Origin of the sequence: Streptomyces sp. CHD11 (assembly GCF_018638295.1) — a bacterium.
Classification (GTDB): Bacteria; Actinomycetota; Actinomycetes; order Streptomycetales; family Streptomycetaceae; genus Streptomyces.
This window is the reverse complement of the sequence record NZ_JABTTS010000015.1, coordinates 34,418-53,756: the sequence shown is the minus strand read 5'-3', so window position 1 is coordinate 53,756 and position 19,339 is coordinate 34,418. Positions and strand designations below refer to the sequence as shown.

The following is a 19,339-nucleotide window of genomic DNA, read 5'->3' as shown; positions in this document are numbered from 1 at the left end:
CCGGGGGCCGGGTCAACGGGACCGCAGCCGTGCCGCCCGCAGCGCGTCCACCGCGATCCTCGCCGCCGTCCCGATCACCGCGTCCGCCGCGGGCAGGGTGGCGGCGGTGTGCGCGGTACGGGTGAACACGGCGACGGCGTAGCGGCCCCCGTCCGGATACTCCACGACACCCACCTCGTTGCGCAGTGTCGGCAGAGTGCCGGTCTTCCCCGCGACATGGACGTCGTCGAACGGAAAACCGGAGGCCAGACGGTGTGGCCACACCTGGAGCCCCATGATCCGTCGCATGGCGGTGCCGTGCTCCGGGGTACAGGCCTCGTCCCGCCACAAGGCGGCCAGCAGACGGGTCATCTCGCGCGGGGTGCTGCGGTTGGTGCGGGCGGGGTCCAGTGCCCGCAGCCGGGTGATGACCCGCGGATCGGCGAGTGCGCGGGCGCCGTCGGGACCGGCATCCTCCCTGACGGTGGCGAGCATGTCCCCGAAGGACTGCACGGCGCGCGTGCGCGCCAGTCCGAGCCGGGCCGTCGTCGCGTTCACGGCGTCCAGACCCACCCGGCGCAGCAGCAGGTCGGCGGCGGCGTTGTCGCTGACCGCCATCATCAGATACGCCAGATCGCGCAGGGACAGCCGGGCCGTGTCCAGCATGGCGGCGATCCCGGTGGGGCCCGTGGTGCGGCCGTCGGGCGGGCAGGCGACCTGCTCGGTCAGGTCCAGCAGGCCCGCCGCCGCCTGCTCGTGCAGCGTGACCAGGACACACAGCTTGTGGACACTGGCCGTGGGAACCGGCTGGTCCGCCCCGGCGTCGAGCTGCCCGCCGGAGTCGATGTCGAGGGCGTGCAGCCGGCCGGTGACCCCGGCGTCGGCGAAGGCCGCGTGAATGCGGGCGACGGCGTCGGTCACAGCCAGTACTCCGATGCCGGGCGCAGGTGCAGGGGGCGGGTGGGCACGTCGGGGGTCGCGCCGGCGGCGGTGCGCAGGGCGTGTGTGGCCGCCTCGGCGAAGGCCTGCACGGCGGCGTCGCCGCGCCCCCTCGGCCAGGCGGCGGAGTGCCGCAGCGCGGGCGCCCCGCCGGTGAGCGGACGCCACAGCACGTCCGGGTCGCCGTCCCCGGCGGGAGGCCGGGCGTCGCGCGGGCACAGGGCGACGGCCCCGGCGGACAGCACCAGCCCGCGGACGAAGGCGTCGCCCTGGCCGTGGCGCACGGCGGCGGGGGTGAAGCCGCCCCGGGCACAGGTGGTCAGCAGGTCGTCGTAGAGGGCCGGAGCCGCCGTACGGGGAAAGAGGATCAGGTCGTGGCCGGTCAGCGCGGCCAGGGGCACCTCGTCGAGCCCGGCCGCCGCAGCCCCGCGCGGCAGCAGCACACCGAGCTCCCGGCGCAGCACCGGCCCCAGTTCCAGGCCGGAGACATCGCACGGATGGTGGACGATGCCGACATCGAGTTCATGGGCCGCGAGCCCGGTGAGCTGCTGCGCGGTGGGCAGTTCGTGCAGTTCCAGCTCGAGTCCGGCGTGGCGGCGCCCGAAGTCGGCGAGCAAGGCGGCGACGGTTGCGCCCGACAGGTCCGGAGGAAGGGCCGCCCGCAGCAGCCCCGTCTCACCGTCGCGCACCCGGCGCGCGGTGGCGAGGAACGAGTCCGACCGGGCGAGGAGTTCCCGGGCTTCGGCCAGCAGCAGCCGCCCCGCCTCGGTGATCGTGACCTGACGGCTGGTCCGCTCGAACAGCCGGACGCCCAGCTCCCGCTCCAGCCGCTGCACGCGCTGCGACAGCGGTGGCTGGGCCATTCCCAGACGGGCCGCCGCACGCCCGAAGTGTGACTCTTCTGCAACAGCCACAAAGCACTCCAGGTGCCGCACCAGATCCACGACCAGTCATCATATCGGGTATTAATCAATCTGTGATCGATAGCAGTCTTGGACGGACGCTCGCCACCGCTGCTGTTCTCTCCGTATGAACTCCTCCCTCTCCTCCCCCGGCCTTCCGCCCGACCTTTCGCCCGGCGGCCCCCGCCGGCTCCGCCGACGCAGGACGGCCACGTCGCTCACCGCCCTGGCCGCGGTGGCCGCGGTCGCCCTGGGCGGGGCGTACGCGGCCGGCCTCGGCCCCTTCGCGAAGGACACCGGGCCCGACCCCGAGGCGGTGGCCGAGGCCCGCGCGTTCCTCGCGGACTGGGCGGCCGGACGGCTTCCGCGGGCCGCCGCCCGTACCACCGGACCCGACCGCGCGGAGCAGGTGCTGGCGAGCTTCACCACCGGACTGGAGATCGGGAAACCGAAGCTCACGGCCGGGAAAGCCGAGGAGACCGGTGACGGCGCCCTCACCGTGCCCTTCACCGCGCGGATGCCCGTCACGGGCCTCGGCACCTGGACGTACACCTCCGAGCTGCCGCTGCGGGAGCAGAAGGGCGGCGGCTGGAAGGTGGACTGGACGCTGTCGCTGGTCCACCCGAGACTCACCGGCACGGAGAAGTTCCGCCTGGAGCGCGAGGAGACGGCGCCGGTCGAGGCCACCGGCCGGGACGGCGAGACCCTCTCCGCCGCCACCCATCCCTCGCTCGCCCCCGTCCTGGACCAGCTGGCCCGGGGCACGGACGGCGGCGGCCCGCGCGGTGCGGTGCGGCTCGTCGACCGGGAGACCGGGGAGGTGCTGCGCACCGAGGCGTCCTTCGGGGGGCGGAAAACGGACGGGGACGACGGCCCCGTCCGCACCACCCTGCACGCCGGCTGGCAGTCGGCCGCGGAACGCGCCCTCGGGAAGGCCGGCGGCCGACACGCCGCGCTCGTCGCCCTGCGCATCGACGACGGAGAGATCCTCGCCGTGGCCAACGCGCCCGCCTCCGGCTTCAACCGCGCCGTCTCCGGCACCTACGCGCCCGGCTCCACCTGGAAGATCGTCACCAGCGCCGCCCTGCTGCTCAAGGGCGCGGTCGCCCCCGACGACGTCGTGGACTGCCCCCGGTACCTGACCGTGGGCAAACGGTTCCAGAACGTCGAGACCTCCGAACACCCCGGCGCCACCTTCCGCAAGGACTTCACCGAGTCCTGCAACACCGCTTTCATCAGCCTGCGCGGAAAGCTCGGCGAGGGCGAGCTGGGGGAGGTGGCGGAGAAGTACTTCGGGGTCGGCCAGACCTGGCACGTGGGCGTGCCCTCGTACGACGGCTCGGTGCCGGTGCCGCGCGACGCGACGGAGAAGGCCGCCTCGATGATCGGGCAGGGCCGGGTTCAGGCCAACCCGTTGATCATGGCGTCGGTCACCGCCACCGCCGTGTCCGGCACCTTCCACCAGCCCTCGCTGACCGGCGGCACCGAGGACACCACCGGCACGACCCCGCTGCCGCCCGGGGTCGTGACCCAGCTGCGCGCGCTGATGCGGGCCACGGTCACCGAGGGCACCGCCCGTGTCCTGGCCGGCCTGCCCGGCGACATCGGCGCCAAGACCGGCACCGCCGAGGTCTCCGACGACCAGGACAACAACGGCTGGATGGTCGCCCACCGGGGCAATGTCGCCGTGGCGTGCGTGGTCGAGGAGGGCGTCACCGGGGGCGGCTCGGCGGGGCCGGTGATCCAGGCCCTGCTGTCCGCCGTACCCGAGTCCTGACCGTACCGTCCGAGAGCGAGCACCTTCCATGACCTCATCTCTGTCCCGCCGTGCGGTGATGCTGGCGGCGGCCCTCGCCCCCGTGGCCGGATGCGCCGCCGACGACGACGCCCCGGCACGTGAGCGAGGCCGGGGCGGCACGGCGGCACCCGCGCCGTCGCCGTCCGCTTCCACCGCCCCCTCGCCGTCCGTGCTCCGCAGCCTCACCGACCTCGAACGCGAGTACGACGCCCGCCTCGGTGTGTACGCCCTCGCGACCGGGACCGGGGCCACCGTCGTCCACCGCGCCGACGAACGCTTCGCGTTCTGCTCCACCTTCAAGACGCTCGCCGCGGCCGCCGTCCTGGACCGCCGCCCGCTCGCCCGGCTGGACGACCGGATCACCTACACCCGGGACGACCTTGTCGACTACTCGCCCGTCACCGAGAAGCACACCGCGACCGGTATGACCGTCCGCGGCCTCTGCGAGGCCGCCGTCCGCCACAGCGACAACACGGCCGCCAACCTGCTGCTGCGCGACCTCGGCGGCCCGCGCGCCCTCACCGCCCACCTGCGCGGACTCGGCGACCCGGTGAGCCGCCTCGACCACTACGAACCCGAGCTGAACGGCAATCCGCCCTCGGACCCGCGCGACACCACCACCCCCCGGGCCGTCGCCACCGACTACCGGGCCCTGCTGACCGCAGACGCCCTGCCGGCCAGGAAGCGGGCCCTGCTGACGGACTGGCTGGTCCGCAGCACCACCGGCGCCCGGCGCATCCGGGCCGGTGCGCCCCGGGGCTGGAAGGTCGGCGACAAGACCGGCACCGGTGACTGGGGCCGGGCCCACGACGTGGCCGTCCTGTGGCCCGGCCGCGGCGCCCCGCTGGTGCTGGCCGTCCTCACCGACCGCCCCGGCCGCGACGCCGAGCCCAGCGATCCGCTGATCGCCGAGGCCACCCGCCGCGTGCTGACCGTCCTCGCCTGAACCGCCCCCGGCCGGCGGGCCCCGGACGGGACGAGCGGCGCCTTCGCCGTCAGCCCTGCCTGGGCGCGGCCTGCTGGACCACCTCGAAGGACCACAGCGTGGCGTCGGTGGCCGCCGGGCGGGGCTTCTCGCCCTGCGCCCCGCCGTGCGCGGCCTGGCCGCGGCCCTCCATCCAGCGCTGGAAGTCCTCCTCGGACCGCCAGCGGGTGTACACGAGGTAGGTGTCGGTGCCCTCGACCGGCCGCAGCAGCTCGAACCACTCGAACCCGTCCGAACTCTCCACCGCCCCCGCCCGCGCGGCGAACCGCCGCTCCAGCGTCTCGCGCTGCTCGTCCGGGACCGTGAGTACGTTGATCTTGACGATGCTCATGTCCCGATTGTTCCGCAGCGGCCGTACAGCGCGCGCGGGGGGCCCGGTCAGCCGAGACAGATCACCAGGAGGCAGAGCCGGGAAGAGTCGGGCGCGGCTGCCGGCGGGGTGGCGGGGGCGGGCCGGGAGCTCTCGCCCTGGTCCGTGCCGCCGGTGCCGGTGCCGGTGCCGCTGCTGTCGTCGGCGGCCGGGGGCGGGGTCGAGGGCGTGGGGCGGGTGGCTGCCCCGGAGCCGGAGCCGGAGCCGTGGCCGGGTGCGGCGCCGGAGGCCGAGCCGTGGGCCTGGCCCGTGTCCGCGTTCCCGTCCCTGCCCGTTCCCGGGCGCGCGCCGGAGCGGGAGACCGCGTCCGGGGCGGCCGTCCGCGGCGGGGGCGCCGCGTCGGTGCGGGTGCCGGCGGGCGCGCGGGGCGGTGCGGTGGAGGCCGGTGCGGGGGTGTCCGCCGTCCGGCGAATGTCGTCGGCCGCGGCCGACCGCGGCGCGCGGTCCGGGGAGGCGGTGGGGGACGCCGGGGCGGCGGAGCCGTCCGCGGGGCCCGTCGCGCCGCCCAGCCCCTTGAGGTCGGGTGCGGTCGTGGCCTGGGTGCGGTCACCGGTGCCGGTGTTCATCGAGGTGAGGGCCAGACCGCCGCCCACGAGGGCCACGGCCGTGGCGACCAGGGCACGCCGCTGGGTCTTCTTCCAGCGGGCCAGTTGCCGCCGCCGCGCCGCACGGCCGGTGCCCGAGGACCCGGGCGCCTCCAGTGGCGCGTCTGCCGGTACGCCGCCCGGCCGCCCCCGGACGGGCCCAGGGGCGGCCGGGGAGCCGGGCGCCGTGACGGCGGCGGGCCCGACCTCGGTGGTCGCCGTACCGGGCACGGTCCGGCCGCCGATGACGCCGGGCGCGATGTCGGGTGCGTAGGCGCCGCAGCCGGGGCAGACCAGGGCGCCGTTCAGATGCCGGCGGCATGTGGAGCAGTAGTCCATCCGCTGTCTTCCTGGGGTTGTCGTACCGGCCGCCCGGAAGATGCCGGTACGGAGCAGGGACAGCCACGCTAGCCAGGCCCACGCCCCACTGTGTGCAGCCCGTGTGCCTCTCCTGCGCACATTCCCGGCGTGCCGCGCGAGAAGGTCGTGAGCGTGTGTGCCGCACCACCGCACAACGGACACACCGCTCATCAACAACCCGGGTGTGGCCGGAAGTCGACCTTGACGTTCCCTCAGGTGCCGCGTTGGCTGTCCAGCCACTCGGCCGCCCACGCCGTACGTCCGCCCGGAAGGCATTCCACGTGAACTCCCGTACCATGCATGCCCGTTTGACCCCGCGCCGCCGCGTCCTGCTGGCGACCGCCACGCTGTCGGCCCTCGCGCTGACCGGCTGCGGGGCCCTGGGCGCGACCGAGGACGGGGCGGAGCCGAAGGCCAAGACCTACGACATCACCGTGGGTCTGCTGCTGCCGGACACGGACACGGCACGTTTCGAGAAGTTCGACTATCCGCTCATCAGGGACCGGATCTCCTCCCTCACCAACAAGCAGGGCACGGTCGTCTACGCGAACGCCGAGGGCAGCGAGGACCGGCAGAGCGAGCAGTTCGAGCAGATGATCGCCGACCGCGTCGACGTGGTCCTGGTGGACGCGGTGGACGCCAAGGCCATCGCGCCGGCCGTGCGGAAGGCCAAGGAGGCGGACATCCCCGTCATCGCCTACGACCGTCTGGCCGAGGGTCCGATCGACGCGTACGTCTCGCACGACAACGAACTCGTCGGCCAGGTACAGGGCCGCTCCCTCGTGACCGCGCTCGGCGACGACGCCAAGACCAGCGAGGTCGTCATGATGAACGGTGAGCCCGCCGACCCGAACACGGCGCTGTTCAGGAAGGGCGCGCTCAGCGAACTGGAGGGCAAGGTCCGCATAGCCAAGACCTACGACACCGAGAAGTGGCTGCCCGAGGTCGCCGCGAGGAACATGCGCGAGGCGATCAAGGAGGTCGGCGCCGGCAACGTCGCCGCCGTCTACTCCGCGAACGACGGTATGGCCGGCGCCGTCATCGAGACGCTCGAGGACGCCGGGGTGACGGATCTGCCGCCGGTGACCGGGCAGGACGCGGATCTCGCGGCGGTGCAGCGGGTCGTGGCGGGCACCCAGCACATGACGGTGTACAAGTCGTTCCTGCTGGAGGCCACGGGGGCCGCCGACATGGCGGTGGCCAAGGTGCAGCAGCGCTCGATCCAGTTCGACGCGCTGGCCCGGGACCGTATCGACAGCCCCACGCGGAAGGACATCCCGGCGATGCTGGTCCCGGTCGTGGCGCTCACCAAGGAGAACATCGAGGACACGGTGCTCGAGGACGGCGTCTACACCGTCCGGGACATCTGCACCGCGGACTACGCGGACGCCTGCGCGGAGATCGGCCTCACCTCCTGAGCCTCACCTCCTGAACCGCGCCCGTCCGCGGCGGTGTGGCGGGGGTAACACCCCCGCCGCGATCACTTCCGCCGCGTCCGCCGGTCATCCCTGACGAGACCACAGCGCGAGCGAGAGAAGGAGCGGCCGGCATGACCGCACAGGCGAAGGGCCCCGCGAGCTATTTTCCGTCGATCGAGAAAAAGTACGGCCGTCCGGTCACGGAGTGGAAGGACCTCCTCCGCGCGTCGCCGCTGACCCGGCACATGGAGCTCGTCGCCTGGCTCAAGACCGAGCACGGCCTGGGCCACGGCCACGCGGGCGCCCTCGTCGCCCACACCCTGGCCGAGGACAGCGGCGCCTGACGCCCGGCCGGGGGTGCCCGCCCCCGACACCGGTGCCGGACGGCGGCCCCACGAGGTTCACCGACAGCGTCCCGGCACCGGCCCGGGAGCATGCGCGCCGGACCGCCCTCCGGGTCTCCCACGGCCCGCCCGCGCCGCCGGAGTTAGGATCCGGGCATGGCCCTGAGTGCGCGCGACGTGGAGCGGTTCATGGTCTCCAGGCCCCGTCTGGAGGCCATCGCCTACCGGCTGCTCGGGTCCGCGAGCGAGGCCGAGGACGCCGTGCAGGAGACGTTCCTGCGATGGCAGGCCGCCGATGTCGGGCGTGTCCGGGTCCCCGAGGCGTGGCTGACGAAGGTGCTCACCAACGTGTGCCTCAACCAGCTCACCTCCGCCCGTGCGCGGCGCGAGACCTATGTGGGCCAGTGGCTCCCCGAACCGCTGATCGCCGGGGACCCGATGCTCGGCCCCGCCGACACCGCCGAACAGCGTGAGTCGGTGTCGTACGCGGTCCTCGTCCTGCTGGAGCGGCTCGCGCCGAACGAGCGGGCGGTGTACGTGCTGCGGGAGGCGTTCGACTACCCGCACCGGGAGATCGCGGAGATCCTCGACCTCACCGAGGCCGCCAGCCAGCAGATCCTCCACCGCGCCAAGCGGCACCTCGCACAGGGCAGGGCCCGTACGGACATCGACGGGGACGCCGCCCGGCGGGTCGTCGAGGAGTTCCTCGCGGCCGCCGCCAGCGGGCGGACCGAGCCGCTGGTCCGGCTGCTCACCGAGGACGCCGTCGCGGTCGGTGACGGCGGCGGGAAGGTCCCGGCGCGCGCCAAGGCGTTCGAGGGCGCGCTCGCGGTCGCCACGTTCATGCGCGGTCTGTTCACCCCGGGCAAGGCCAAGCGTGCCCTGGTCGGCGGCTCGCCGGGGATCTACGCGACGACCGCCAACGGCGGCCCCGCGCTCGTGGCGGTCGTCGACGGCCGGGTCGTCGGCGTCATCTGCCTGGAGGTGACCGCCGACGGCATCGCCGGCATCCGCAGCCAGGCCAACCCGGACAAGCTCGAGCGCGTGACCGAGCGCTGGGCCGCCGGCGAGCACGGCGAACCCCTGCTCCACGCGTTCTGACCGGTGTGTGACGCACATCACATTTCATCCCTGTCAGGAAACGGCGGGCTGCCCGGTTCAAGGGGCGAACCCGCAGACGACAGGAGCAGGCCATGCAGCACCGCATCATCGTCCTCGGCGCCGGCTACACCGGAGCGTCCGCCGCCGGCCGCCTGGCCAGGCGGCTGCGCCGCGAGGACGTCTCCCTCACCCTCGTCAACGCCGAGCCCGACTTCGTCGAGCGCGTCCGCAACCACGAGCTGGCGGCCGGGCGGGAGCTGAAGCGCCGGCCCCTCGCCGACATGCTCGCGGGCACCGGAGTGGGACTGAGGCTCGCGCAGGTCACCGGCGTCGACGTCGACCGCAGGACCGTCACCGTCAGGGACGCGGGCACGGACACGGACGCGGACGGCGACGGCGTCGTCGAGTTGGAGTACGACACCCTCGTGTACGCCCTCGGCAGCCGCTGGACCGACCAGGGCGTCCCCGGCACCGCCGAGCACGCCCACGAGATCGCGGGCCGCCCCGGAGCACTCCGGGTGCGCGAGCGGCTCGCCCGCCTGGACGCCGGGCAGCCCGTTCTCGTGGTCGGCGGCGGTCTCACCGGCCTGGAGGCCGCGACCGAGTTCGCCGAGGCCCGCCCGGACCTCGATGTCGCCCTCGCGGTGCGCGGCGGCCTCGGCGACTGGCTCTCCCCCAAGGGACGCCGGCATCTGCGCAAGGTCGTCGACGGACTCGGTGTCACCGTGCACGAGGGCGCCGACGTCACCGCCGTCGGGGCCGACCGTGTCACGACCGCAGACGGCACGTCCCTCCCGGCCGCGCTCACCGTGTGGACCACCGGTTTCGCCGTCCACCCGATCGCGCGGGCCACCGCCCTGGAGACCACCGGCGCCGGGCAGATCGTGGTCGACGCGACCATGCGCTCCGTCTCGCACCCCGAGGTGTACGCCATCGGCGACGCGGCCATGGTGACGGGCCCCGGTGACAAACCGCTGCGGATGTCGTGCGCCTCGGGTGTCCCCACCGCGTGGCAGGCGGCCGACGCCATCGCGGCACGACTGACCGGGGGGAAGCTCCCGAACGTACCGATCCGCTACTTCAACCAGTGCATCTCGCTGGGCCGCAAGGAAGGACTCATCCAGTACGTCACCGCCGACGACCGCGCGGTCGACACGGCCCTGACCGGACGGCTCGCCGCCCTCTACAAGGAACTCGTCTGCAAGGGCGCCGCCTGGGGCGTGGCCCACCCGACGCTCGGCATGCCGACCCGGCGCCGCGTCGTACGGACCTCCGCCCCCGGGGCCGCCGAGGCGCCCGGGACCGGCGGGGCTCCTGCGGCGGGCCCGAAGGATCCGGCGGCCGAGGCAGCGGCCTGACCCTCGCACACCCGTGCGAGGGCCGGGGCTGACGGGAACCGGGCTGGGCCGCCCGGGGACCGGGCGGATCAGCCGGTGAGCTCGGCCGTGGCGGCGCGCGGCACGAACGCCGTGCCGCCGTCCTTCGCCGTCGCCAGCACCGAGACGTACCAGGTTCCCTTGTCCAGGTCGGCCGCCTCCTCCCGCGTCACCTTCAGCGTGTAGGTGCAGCGGGAGGTGGCGTCCGTGGTGGGGCTGCAGGTGGCGCTGTCCACGTGCAGCATCTCCGCCTCGGTCGGGTCGAGCTTCGAACGCGCGGGCCAGGCGACGGCCTTGAGGCCCTGGATGCCGGAGTCGTCGCTCGTGTCCGCGGTGAAGGTGAGCGAGCCCGCGGCGGTGCCGGACGGGGCGACGTAGCGGACCGTGGTGTTCTCCACGGTCGGCTCCGTCTTCTTCACGGTCGGCTCCGTGTCGGACGAGGCGGCCATCGCGAAGCCGCCGGCGGCCACCCCGCCCACGACGGCGACGGCGACGAGCGACGAGACGAGAATGCGCTTGGACATGGGATTTCCTCCTGGGATGTGTGTGGTGGGCAGCGGGTGCGGTGCACCCGCCCGCCGGATGGAACGCAAGGGCGTCCGGCGGGCGTTGCCGCCGTCGGTACCGCCTTCCCGATGTGATCGAGCCTATGGACAAGGCGGCCCGCGGTCCTCGGGCCGAGGGAGGATCACCGTCTTGAACCGGAGATGGAGAAGGCCCGCCGGTCGTCCACCCGCCTCCCGTCTCCAACCCAGGTAAGAGGACGGAATCCCCCTCCAGCCGGAGCCGGAGCGCCCGTCCGCGGCCATAGCCTTGGCCCATCATGAAGCGAATCGACGACCGGCTGCTCCCGGTCCTGCTGCTGTGTGCCCAGGCCCTGGTGTGGCCGGGGGCGGCACTGGTGCGCGGGAATGTCCCGACCGCGTTCGCCCTGCTCGTGGCGGCGCTGGTGGCCGGCACCGTCACGGCCGTGCTCCTCCTGCGCCGCGCCCGCCCGGTCACCACCCTCGTCCTGGTCGCCGCCGCGTGCGCCCTGGGCGCCGGACCGCTGCCCGCCGGGGCGACGGCGGTGTTCGGTACGGCGGGTGTCGCGCTCGCCCTGTTCACCGTGGTCACCGAACGCGACACCTTCACCGCCGTGTTGTGCGTGGTGACCCTCGCGCTCTGGCAGCTGCTGTACGGGGTCACCCTGCACGGGGTCAGCGACCGCGACGGTCTCGACCTGGTGCTCACCGCCCTGCTGTACGCCACTGCCTGCGGCGCCGGACTGCTCGCCCGGCGCGCCCGCCGCGCCCGGCAGGCGTCCGAACGGCGGCTGAAGCGGGCCGAGTCCGAGCGCCACCGGCTCCCTGCGGTCGAACGGCGGCGTATGGAGAGGGAGTTGCACGACGTCAGCGCCCACCATCTGACGGCCGTGGTGGTCACGGCGGGCGCCGCCCTGGGCCTGCGTGACCGCCGCCCCGAACTCGCCGACGAAGCACTGCGGTTCGCCGTCGACACCGGTCACGAGGTCACCCGGGCGCTCGGCGCGGTACGGGCCCCGGCGCCCTCGGGCGAGGACCTGCCGTCACCTCAGGAACGGCTGCTCGACCTGGTCGCCGGGTTCCGGCGCCTCGACCAGCGGGTGGACTGCGAGATCGACCCGTTGCCGGACGGCACCGTCGCGGAAGCGGCGTACGGCATCGTGCGCGAGGCGCTGACCAACGTGGCACGGTACGCCCCCGGCGCGCCCACACGGGTGCTGTGCCGGTACGGCGACGACCGTACGGACGTCGTGGTCACCAGCGGCGCGCCGCTCCCCGGCACACCGGCGCACGGCGCGGGCCTCGGCGGTGGACGCGGGCAGGGCTTCCTGCGGTCCCGGGCACGGGAGGCGGGCGGCACCCTGACCACCGGCCCGACGGCGGAGGGCGGCTGGGAGGTGCGCGCGGAGCTGCCCGGCCGCAGCGCCGCCCCGGTGGAGCGGTCCGGTCCGCGCGGCTACCGCGTGGCGCAGACGGCGGCGGCCGCCGGACTCCTCCTGCAGCCGCTGCTGCCGGTGCTGGTCATCCGGGCGGAGAGCACCCCGACGGGGTCGCATGTGTCGGCCGGTGTGCTCTTCGCACTGCTGGCCGCCGCGCAGGCGGTCACCCTGCTGTGGTTGCGCCGGGCACCGGGCACCGCCCACGGAGTCCTGTTCGCGCTGGCCGCGCTCTGGCCGGTGGCGATGGCGGCGGGCGACTACGACGGGACGGTCCTCCTGCCGCCCGCCCTGAGCATGCTGGCCACCTGCGCCGCCCTCGCCGTCCACGCGACCGGCCCGGCGGCCGGACACCGCCCCGGTGCGCTCGAAGGGCCTGCCGCCGGACACCGGCGCCCGCGGCTGCTCCTCACGGCCGCCGCCGCGGTGGTGCACGCGGCTGCCCTCACCGCCGCCGTACTGGACCGGGGTGCGACGCTGCCCGGCTGGGCGGTCGCCGCGGGGGCGGCGGCCGGGGCGGCCCTGGCGGCCGGCGCGGCCCACGGGTACGGAGCCCTGCGCGGCCGCCGGAAGCGGGCCGCCCGGGGCAGCGCGGACAGACGCCTCGCCGCCTGGACCGAGGAAGCCGTCCGGGACGCCTGGGCGGAGCGCCGCCGGATCGCCGGCGGGCTGGAGACCACCGTGCTGGCACGCACCGCCGCCATGGTCACGGAGGCGGAGGCGGGCCGGCTGGACGCGACCGCGGAACGCGCCCGCGAGGCGCTGGCGGCGATGCGCGCCCTCCTCGACACCGTCCGGGACGGCGAGGCGGAACGTGAACTGCGCCCCCAGCCCACCCTCCAGGCGCTGGACCTGCTCGCCCGCCAGTGCCGGGCCACCGGCCGCGAGGTGCGGATACACCTCACCGACCGGGTACCGGAACACCTGCCCAGCGCCGTCGACCTGGCCGCCTACCACGCCGCCGAGACCCTTCTCGCCACCGGCGACGACCAGCCCGCGGTACTGGAACTCGACACCGCGGAGGATACGTTGACGATCACGGCCACCGGGATCGCACCCGCCGCCCACCCGGCCGTACGGGAGCGGCTGGCGGCCCGGCTCGCGGTGCTGGAGGGCGCCCTGACCACCGGGCCCGCGGACACGGTCCACCTCCGGCTGCCCCTCACCGCGGGCGGCCGGGAGGGGAGGGAACGATGAGTCTCAGGGTGCTGGTCGCCGACGACCAGGGCATCGTGCGGGCGGGATTCGCCGCCGTGATCGACGCCGAGGAGGACATGACGGTCGTCGGCGAGGCCGCCGACGGGGCCGAAGCGGTGCGGTTGACCGTGGAGTTGGCGCCCGACGTGGTCGTCATGGACGTACGGATGCCCGAACTGGACGGTATCGCCGCCACCCGGATCATCACCGGCCGCCCGGACGCCCCGCGCGTGCTGGTGCTGACCACCTTCGACCTGGACGCCTACGTCTTCGACGCGCTGCGCTCCGGTGCGTCCGGCTTCCTGCTCAAGGACGTGTACGCCGCCGAACTGCTGCAGGGCATCCGGGTGGTGGCCGCGGGCGAGAGCGTCCTCGCCCCGTCCGCGACCCGCCGTCTGATCGGCCACTACGCGTCCGGAGCGGTCGCCGGGACCGAGGCGGGAAGAGCCCCCGGTGAACTGGACAGCCTGACCGACCGGGAGCGGGGCGTCCTCGCCCTGGTCGCCACCGGCCTCAACAACACGGAGATCGCCGCCCACCTCGGCATCACCGTCGGCACCGTGAAGTCCCACGTCAACGCGGTGCTGCGCAAGCTGGGGCTGCGCGACCGGGTCCAGGCCACGATCCTCGCCTACGACCTCGGCCTCACCCGCCCCAACCCGCCCGGCCCTCACCTCTGACCACCCGTGCCCGTCCGGCGTCCGGCTCCGGCCGTCCGTCCGTCAGCCCGGCGTCCGGCACCGGTCGGACCACCCGCCCCTGTCCGGCATCCGCCGGCACCCGGCAACCGTCCGACGGCTGCCCCGGTCCCGTCCGCCCCGTCCCGTCCGACTGCCCAAACCCTCACCGGAAGCCAGGAAACCGCGCCATGACCAGCACACACAAGGAGCCCACCGCCGTGACCGGACCCGGTCGATCCCTCACCAGCCGGCTGCGCCACGTCTTCGGCGACATCGCCGCCCTGGTCTACCTGGGGCTCATCGTCGCCCTGGTCATATGGGCGTACACGGCGAGCACCGGGACCGAGGACGCGTCCTTCGCGGGCGTCATCCCGTTGCTCGCCACCGCCCCGGCCAGCCTCGTCCTGCTCGTCCTCCCGGAATTCCCCGGGATGTTCGAACTCGCCCTCGTCGTCGGCGCCCTGGTCAACGCGGCGGGCATCGGCTGGTGCTCCCGGCGGCTGCGCCAGGGCGGCGGCGCGGCCCGGTAGAACCGTCCCGGAGACGGTCCTGTCGCGGCGGCTGTGCCGTACGCCCCGGTGGGAGCTGAGCCGCGTCACGATGCGGAGGCCGCGGCCGCACACGGCAACTCGGCCGCTCCGGCCGGGGCTCCGCGGACGACGGCGTACGGCACCGCGTACGGCACCGCGTACGGCACCGCGTGCGGCCGCCCGCGCCGGGCCGCGAGGGCCGGGCGCGGGCGCGTCCCGCACGCGGTGCCGGTGAACCGGTGACGCCGCCGGCCGGACAGGCCGAGCCGGTACTCCGGGGCCTCGTGGACCGGGACGGACCGCGGGGCTGTGCGGCGGCCCCGCTCCGGCCGGCCGCTCCCGTCCGGGCGGTCAGCGCACCGGCGGGCACGAGACGGGAGGCGTCCCGAGCCGCGGAAGAGGCGCGAGGGGCGACTTGTACCCGTCCTACTTGGTGACGGCGAAGCGCATCAGGGCGTGCTCGTCGCCCTGCTTGATCTTGCCCGTCTCGTTGATCACCTCGAGCTTCCAGGTGCTGCCGACGCGTACCGCCTTGGCCACGGCACAGCCGTTGTCCTGGCTGAGCAGGCTGGGCCAGATGTCGGCGACCTGCTGGACGCTTCCGCCGGTGGCGTCGTAGACCTTGAAGCTGATGTTGCGGGCCTTCTGGAAGTTGCTGCCCTTCTTGTAGGCGGCGGCGACGAACACGATCGACGTGATGGCGCCGGGAAGCCGGGAGAACTCGACGGTCACCGTCTCGTCGTCCCCGTCGCCGTGTCCGGTCTGGTTGTCGCCGCTGTGGAGCAGCGAGCCGTTGCCCATGGGGTCGAGGGAGTCGAGACCGGCGAGGCGCACCGGTTCGGAGCCCTGCATGGCGACGGCGATCAGGTCGAGGTCGGTGCCGGTCTTGCGGCGCAGCTTGCCCAGCACGCCGCCGCTGCTGCCGGCGGTGGGGTCCCAGGAGACACCGATGGACAGGTGGGTGACCCCGTCCAGGTCCGCGGGGCCGTCTTCCTTGGTAAGTGTGATCATGTGTAAGTCATCCTCCGTTGTGGAACTACAGGCCAGAGTCTGCCTGCTGCCGTGAAGATCCGAAATGGCGGGTCTGTCACGGCCGCGGCAACCGAGCCGTTCCGGTTCAGACGCCGACCCCGAAGTCGGCGGCGATACCGGCCAGTCCCGACGCGTAGCCCTGGCCGACGGCACGGAACTTCCACTCGGCGCCGTTGCGGTAGAGCTCGCCGAAGACCATGGCCGTCTCGGTGGAGGCGTCCTCGGACAGGTCGTAGCGGGCGATCTCCTTGTTGTCGGCCTGGTTGACGACCCGGATGAAGGCGTTGCGGACCTGGCCGAAGCTCTGGCCGCGGTTCTCCGCGTCGTGGATGGAGACCGGGAAGACGATCCGCTCCACCGCGGCCGGCACGGCGGCGAGGTTCACCTTGACCGCCTCGTCGTCGCCCTCGCCCTCGCCGGTGAGGTTGTCGCCGGTGTGCTCGACCGAGCCGTCCGGGCTGGTGAGGTTGTTGTAGAAGACGAAGTGCGCGTCCGAGGGCACCTTGCCCGACGCCTCGAGGAGCAGCGCCGAGGCGTCGAGGTCGTAGTCGGTGCCCGTCGTGGTGCGCACGTCCCAGCCCAGACCGACCAGTACGGCGGTCAGGCCCGGGGCCTCCTTGCTGAGCGAGACGTTGCCGCCCTTGGCCAGGGAGATTCCCATTGCGTACTCCTTCTCGGCAGATGGTCGGTTCTGTACACCCTATCTTCTACATGCATGTAGAGGTCTGGGTGGTGGACACCGGACCGGAACCCGGATCGTGCGCCCCCCGTCTCCCTTCGGGCCGGCCGCTGCCGGCGGGCGGACGCCAAGGAAGCGGCATACCCGACAAACGTGACGTACGCGGGAGGCCTGAGAGAACGGGGAGAGAACAGTTCCGGTCAGAAGGTGGGACGATGCCCGCCGGACATGAGCACCATCGAACGAAGCTGACAGAAGTTGAGACATATACCGCCGCAGAGCCTTCCGCTCCGACACATACGCGCGGAATCCGATCCCTCCGCCCGGAGCCGGCCACGGGCCGCCCTGTGGATCCTGGCCGCCCTCCTGACCCTCGGATTCCTCGTCGCCCTGGAGATCGCCGCGCGCCACTACGGCGCACCGGGACCGATCACCACGCAGGCACGGGAGGTGATCCACGCCCCCAAATCGGGCGGCATGCTGTACGCCGCCATGGCGCTGATGCTCGTGGTGCTCACCTGGCGGCAACGGCTCATCGCGGTGGCCGCGGCGATCGGCGTCGACCTCGCCTTCCTGGTGGTCCGGTGGGCGGCCGGCATCGACACGGCCGGCGGCCACCCCGTCGGCAACGGCGCCCTGTGGGTGATCCTGGGCGTCGCGGCCCTCGCCGTCACCCGGCGCACCGGCCCGGAACGGGTCCTGCTGCTCAAGGGCGCCGGACTGGCCCTGCTCCTGATGGCCGGCCGCAAGACGGGCGACACCTGGCTGCTCATCACCTCCAGGACCCGGCCGATGGTGCTCGACCCGTACGTGGCCACCGCCGACCAGGCGCTGGGCAACCCGTCGTGGCTGGTGGGGCGCGTCGTGACGGCCACCGGCTCCGTCGGCTTCAACCTCCTGGACTTCGTGTACGGCAACCTCGCCGTCGCCGCCGTCATCGCCGCGCTGTACCAACTGCGCCACGTGGTGACCGAGCGCCGCTTCCCCCGCCACCACCTGGTACGTACGTTCCTGGTGATCGGCATCGTCGGACCGGCCTTCTACATGATCTACCCGGTGGTCGGACCGCTCTACGCCTACGGCACCGGCACCGAACACTGGGCGGACGTCAGCCTGTGGGCCCCGGACATGCCGCCCACCGCACCCTGGGCCGTGGCCGACCTCTGGCCGCTGACGCCACCGCCGATCGGTGAGCCGCACGCCGTGCCCTTCGACGGGATCACCCCCCGCAACTGCATGCCCAGTCTGCACACGGCGTGGGCGACCGCGATCTTCATCCACTCCCGCAGGGGCCCGCGCCTGCTGCGCCACGCCGGAACGTTCTGGCTGGCCGGCACGGTCTGCGCGACCCTCGGATTCGGCTACCACTACGGAGCGGACCTGCTCGCCGGCGTCGTCTTCACGCTCACGATCGAGGCGGCCCTGCGAGCCTACGACCGCGGCCGGGACCGCTCCGGGCTCCTGCTGGCCGCCTACGGCGCCACCGTCTTCACCGCGCTTCTGCTGTCCTACCGGTGGCTCCCCCTGCAGATGGCCCAGCACCCGTGGCTGGCCGGCCCCCTGCTCCTGCTGGCGACGGCCTCGGTGGTCCACGGCTACGTACGGGTCACCGGACAGTGGGCGCGGGACACCGCGCCGGCCGGCCTTCCCGGACCCCGGTCCGCACAGGCCGCCGTGGACCCCGGGCCCCCTCCCCGGGAGGCCGCGGGAGCCGGGGCCGGCGAGGCGCGTCGGGTACCCGCCCCGCGTGGCGACGACAGCCCCGCCGCCGCCGGCGCCGGTGGTACCCCGGCGGGGACCGACGCGGCACCCTGATCCTCCGGCCGGGCCGGGCGGGCGACGACCGCTAACGCACCGGGAAACCGAAGGAGTAGCCCTGCTCCTCGAGCCAGGGGAGTACGCGGCGCAGCGCCTCGACGGTCTGGGCGCGGTCGCCGCCCGCGTCGTGGAAGAGGAGCGTCGGCCCGTTGGGCAGCTCCCGCTCGACGGTGGCGACGATGGCGTCCGCGCCCGGCTGCTCGAAGTCCTTGGTGTCCACGTTCCAGCCCAGCGGGCGCATGCCCCGGGAAGCGGCCAGCTCGCGGCTGTACGGAGTGAACGCCCCGCCGGGCGCCCGGTAGTACAGGGACCGTACCCCTCCGGACGCCTCGGTGATCATGCGTTCGGCGTCGAGGATCTCCCGCGACTGGTAGGCCTCGGACTTCCGGTCCATGGTGGTGTCGTGCGACACCGAGTGGTTGCACAGCCGGTGTCCGGCCGCCACCACGTCCTTCACCAGGTCCGGGTGGGCCTGCGCCTGCGTCCCCGTCACGCAGAACGTGGCCTTCACCCCGTGCTCACGCAGCAGGTCGAGCACCTGGGGAGTCCACTGGGGGTCGGGACCGTCGTCGATGGTGATGTTGACGCCGCGCGGCCCCGCGTCGGAGGCGTGCACGATGGTCTTGTCGACCCGCTCGACGCCCCCGGCCGGTGTCGCGGAGGCGGATGCCTGCGGCCGCGGTCCGCCCACGGCGTCGGCCTGCGCGGTCCACACCGAGGCGCCGACGGCCAGCGCCGTCACCCCGAGTGCCGCCCCGGCCACCTTGCCGTACCAGCCCCGCCCCGCCCCGTGCCGTGCCATGTCCGCCCCGCTTCCGCCTGGTCGCCCGTCGCTCCTGCCCCCCTGGGGCCACCTGGCAGGACGAGGGAGGGGCGGTTGTGGATGCGTCCGTTACGGATCGCGGACGAACCCGTGGAAGTACGCGAACAGGACCTGCGAAGTCCGGGCCGCCGCGCCCGACTTGGGCGGCCCTCTCCTACGGCACTTGGGCGGCCCCCTCCTACGGCGCCGTCCGCCGTCACGGGACGCCGTGTCACCGGGCGCGGAGCCATGAGATGGCTCACACAAAAAACGCGGCCTCCGTAGGCAACTGTCGTGTTCACACCGTTTGTTCACACGCTGTGGAAGCTTTTCCGGCGACGGCGCGGGAAACCCCCTGTGACCCTGATCATGAAGCCTTTACGATCGCCGGGGCACCGCGCGACGTGCGTACTTCCGTCAGCGCGCTGTCCCCGCACACTTTTCCACCACCGGACCGGGGGTCCTCCGTGAAGATTCGCTGTGTA

At 73.8% G+C, this 19,339-nt stretch carries 18 protein-coding genes; 10 read left to right on the top strand and 8 right to left on the bottom strand.

The window, feature by feature from the left end:
• Window positions 1–12: 12 nt before the first annotated feature.
• Window positions 13–906 (bottom strand): serine hydrolase, encoded by an 894-nt coding sequence (locus tag HTV45_RS17575; RefSeq protein WP_251692292.1) that lies wholly within the window; start codon window positions 904–906, stop codon window positions 13–15.
• Window positions 897–1,862 carry a LysR family transcriptional regulator gene (locus HTV45_RS17570; RefSeq protein ID WP_215206745.1) on the bottom strand — a complete coding sequence of 322 codons (966 nt, stop codon included), beginning with the start codon at window positions 1,860–1,862 and terminating at the stop codon, window positions 897–899. The genes HTV45_RS17575 and HTV45_RS17570 overlap by 10 nt, the downstream gene beginning before the upstream one ends.
• A gap of 85 nt (window positions 1,863–1,947) precedes the next feature.
• Between HTV45_RS17570 and HTV45_RS17565 the strand changes: the two genes are divergently transcribed.
• Window positions 1,948–3,597: a penicillin-binding transpeptidase domain-containing protein gene (locus tag HTV45_RS17565; protein ID WP_215206744.1), complete on the top strand. Its 1,650-nt coding sequence runs from the start codon at window positions 1,948–1,950 to the stop codon at window positions 3,595–3,597.
• A gap of 28 nt (window positions 3,598–3,625) precedes the next feature.
• A complete protein-coding gene (gene bla, locus HTV45_RS17560) occupies window positions 3,626–4,564 on the top strand; it encodes a class A beta-lactamase (RefSeq protein WP_215206743.1) in 939 nt (312 codons plus the stop codon).
• 49 nt (window positions 4,565–4,613) lie between these two features.
• On the opposite strand, the gene HTV45_RS17555 is transcribed toward bla, so the two are convergent.
• On the bottom strand, window positions 4,614–4,934 hold the full coding sequence (locus tag HTV45_RS17555) for an antibiotic biosynthesis monooxygenase (RefSeq protein WP_215206742.1): 321 nt from the start codon (window positions 4,932–4,934) through the stop codon (window positions 4,614–4,616).
• A 47-nt stretch (window positions 4,935–4,981) separates the two neighbouring features.
• Entirely contained in the window at window positions 4,982–5,896 is a 915-nt protein-coding gene (locus tag HTV45_RS17550) for a hypothetical protein (RefSeq protein ID WP_215206741.1), read from the bottom strand.
• 317 nt (window positions 5,897–6,213) lie between these two features.
• Here HTV45_RS17550 and HTV45_RS17545 point away from each other — a divergent pair, with 317 nt between their 5' ends.
• The 4 genes from HTV45_RS17545 to HTV45_RS17530 all read left to right on the top strand — a co-directional run bounded on the left by HTV45_RS17545 (window position 6,214) and on the right by HTV45_RS17530 (window position 10,138).
• Window positions 6,214–7,335: a sugar ABC transporter substrate-binding protein gene (locus tag HTV45_RS17545; protein WP_215206740.1), complete on the top strand. Its 1,122-nt coding sequence runs from the start codon at window positions 6,214–6,216 to the stop codon at window positions 7,333–7,335.
• Between the two features lie 131 nt (window positions 7,336–7,466).
• The gene (locus tag HTV45_RS17540) at window positions 7,467–7,679 is read left to right on the top strand and encodes a DUF4287 domain-containing protein (RefSeq protein WP_215206739.1); all 213 of its coding nucleotides are present in this window, start codon (window positions 7,467–7,469) and stop codon (window positions 7,677–7,679) included.
• 156 nt (window positions 7,680–7,835) lie between these two features.
• Window positions 7,836–8,780 (top strand): RNA polymerase sigma factor SigJ, encoded by a 945-nt coding sequence (gene sigJ / locus HTV45_RS17535; protein ID WP_215206738.1) that lies wholly within the window; start codon window positions 7,836–7,838, stop codon window positions 8,778–8,780.
• Between the two features lie 92 nt (window positions 8,781–8,872).
• Window positions 8,873–10,138: an NAD(P)/FAD-dependent oxidoreductase gene (locus HTV45_RS17530; protein WP_215206737.1), complete on the top strand. Its 1,266-nt coding sequence runs from the start codon at window positions 8,873–8,875 to the stop codon at window positions 10,136–10,138.
• A gap of 68 nt (window positions 10,139–10,206) precedes the next feature.
• On the opposite strand, the gene HTV45_RS17525 is transcribed toward HTV45_RS17530, so the two are convergent.
• Window positions 10,207–10,680, bottom strand: a complete 474-nt coding sequence (locus tag HTV45_RS17525) for a DUF5707 domain-containing protein (protein WP_215206736.1) — start codon at window positions 10,678–10,680, stop codon at window positions 10,207–10,209.
• Between the two features lie 299 nt (window positions 10,681–10,979).
• Between HTV45_RS17525 and HTV45_RS17520 the strand changes: the two genes are divergently transcribed.
• The 3 genes from HTV45_RS17520 to HTV45_RS17510 all read left to right on the top strand — a co-directional run bounded on the left by HTV45_RS17520 (window position 10,980) and on the right by HTV45_RS17510 (window position 14,523).
• Window positions 10,980–13,313 carry a sensor histidine kinase gene (locus tag HTV45_RS17520; RefSeq protein WP_215206735.1) on the top strand — a complete coding sequence of 778 codons (2,334 nt, stop codon included), beginning with the start codon at window positions 10,980–10,982 and terminating at the stop codon, window positions 13,311–13,313.
• On the top strand, window positions 13,310–13,993 hold the full coding sequence (locus tag HTV45_RS17515) for a response regulator transcription factor (RefSeq protein WP_215206734.1): 684 nt from the start codon (window positions 13,310–13,312) through the stop codon (window positions 13,991–13,993). The genes HTV45_RS17520 and HTV45_RS17515 overlap by 4 nt, the downstream gene beginning before the upstream one ends.
• 188 nt (window positions 13,994–14,181) lie before the next feature.
• Window positions 14,182–14,523: an SCO4225 family membrane protein gene (locus HTV45_RS17510; protein WP_215206733.1), complete on the top strand. Its 342-nt coding sequence runs from the start codon at window positions 14,182–14,184 to the stop codon at window positions 14,521–14,523.
• 426 nt (window positions 14,524–14,949) lie between these two features.
• Here HTV45_RS17510 and HTV45_RS17505 read toward each other — a convergent pair whose 3' ends face one another.
• Together HTV45_RS17505 and HTV45_RS17500 are read right to left on the bottom strand one after the other, a co-directional pair.
• Complete coding sequence (locus HTV45_RS17505) at window positions 14,950–15,534, bottom strand: TerD family protein (RefSeq protein WP_215206732.1); 585 nt, start codon at window positions 15,532–15,534, stop codon at window positions 14,950–14,952.
• 106 nt (window positions 15,535–15,640) lie between these two features.
• Window positions 15,641–16,216 (bottom strand): TerD family protein, encoded by a 576-nt coding sequence (locus HTV45_RS17500; RefSeq protein ID WP_215206731.1) that lies wholly within the window; start codon window positions 16,214–16,216, stop codon window positions 15,641–15,643.
• Window positions 16,217–16,588: 372 nt separating this feature from the next.
• Here HTV45_RS17500 and HTV45_RS17495 point away from each other — a divergent pair, with 372 nt between their 5' ends.
• Complete coding sequence (locus tag HTV45_RS17495) at window positions 16,589–18,049, top strand: DUF5933 domain-containing protein (protein ID WP_215206806.1); 1,461 nt, start codon at window positions 16,589–16,591, stop codon at window positions 18,047–18,049.
• 31 nt (window positions 18,050–18,080) lie between these two features.
• Here the strand turns inward: HTV45_RS17495 and HTV45_RS17490 are convergent, their stop codons facing one another.
• On the bottom strand, window positions 18,081–18,854 hold the full coding sequence (locus HTV45_RS17490) for a polysaccharide deacetylase family protein (protein ID WP_215206730.1): 774 nt from the start codon (window positions 18,852–18,854) through the stop codon (window positions 18,081–18,083).
• Window positions 18,855–19,339 lie beyond the last annotated feature (485 nt).

Excerpts from the sequence above, each read along its gene's own strand:
- HTV45_RS17565 (WP_215206744.1), top strand. The coding sequence starts at position 1,948 with ATGAACTCCTCCCTCTCCTCCCCCGGCCTTCCGCCCGACCTTTCGCCC.
- bla (WP_215206743.1), top strand. The coding sequence starts at position 3,626 with ATGACCTCATCTCTGTCCCGCCGTGCGGTGATGCTGGCGGCGGCCCTC.
- HTV45_RS17555 (WP_215206742.1), bottom strand. The coding sequence starts at position 4,934 with ATGAGCATCGTCAAGATCAACGTACTCACGGTCCCGGACGAGCAGCGC.
- HTV45_RS17550 (WP_215206741.1), bottom strand. The coding sequence starts at position 5,896 with ATGGACTACTGCTCCACATGCCGCCGGCATCTGAACGGCGCCCTGGTC.
- HTV45_RS17545 (WP_215206740.1), top strand. The coding sequence starts at position 6,214 with ATGCATGCCCGTTTGACCCCGCGCCGCCGCGTCCTGCTGGCGACCGCC.
- HTV45_RS17540 (WP_215206739.1), top strand. The coding sequence starts at position 7,467 with ATGACCGCACAGGCGAAGGGCCCCGCGAGCTATTTTCCGTCGATCGAG.
- sigJ (WP_215206738.1), top strand. The coding sequence starts at position 7,836 with ATGGCCCTGAGTGCGCGCGACGTGGAGCGGTTCATGGTCTCCAGGCCC.
- HTV45_RS17530 (WP_215206737.1), top strand. The coding sequence starts at position 8,873 with ATGCAGCACCGCATCATCGTCCTCGGCGCCGGCTACACCGGAGCGTCC.
- HTV45_RS17525 (WP_215206736.1), bottom strand. The coding sequence starts at position 10,680 with ATGTCCAAGCGCATTCTCGTCTCGTCGCTCGTCGCCGTCGCCGTCGTG.
- HTV45_RS17520 (WP_215206735.1), top strand. The coding sequence starts at position 10,980 with ATGAAGCGAATCGACGACCGGCTGCTCCCGGTCCTGCTGCTGTGTGCC.
- HTV45_RS17515 (WP_215206734.1), top strand. The coding sequence starts at position 13,310 with ATGAGTCTCAGGGTGCTGGTCGCCGACGACCAGGGCATCGTGCGGGCG.
- HTV45_RS17510 (WP_215206733.1), top strand. The coding sequence starts at position 14,182 with ATGACCAGCACACACAAGGAGCCCACCGCCGTGACCGGACCCGGTCGA.
- HTV45_RS17505 (WP_215206732.1), bottom strand. The coding sequence starts at position 15,534 with ATGATCACACTTACCAAGGAAGACGGCCCCGCGGACCTGGACGGGGTC.
- HTV45_RS17500 (WP_215206731.1), bottom strand. The coding sequence starts at position 16,216 with ATGGGAATCTCCCTGGCCAAGGGCGGCAACGTCTCGCTCAGCAAGGAG.
- HTV45_RS17490 (WP_215206730.1), bottom strand. The coding sequence starts at position 18,854 with ATGGCACGGCACGGGGCGGGGCGGGGCTGGTACGGCAAGGTGGCCGGG.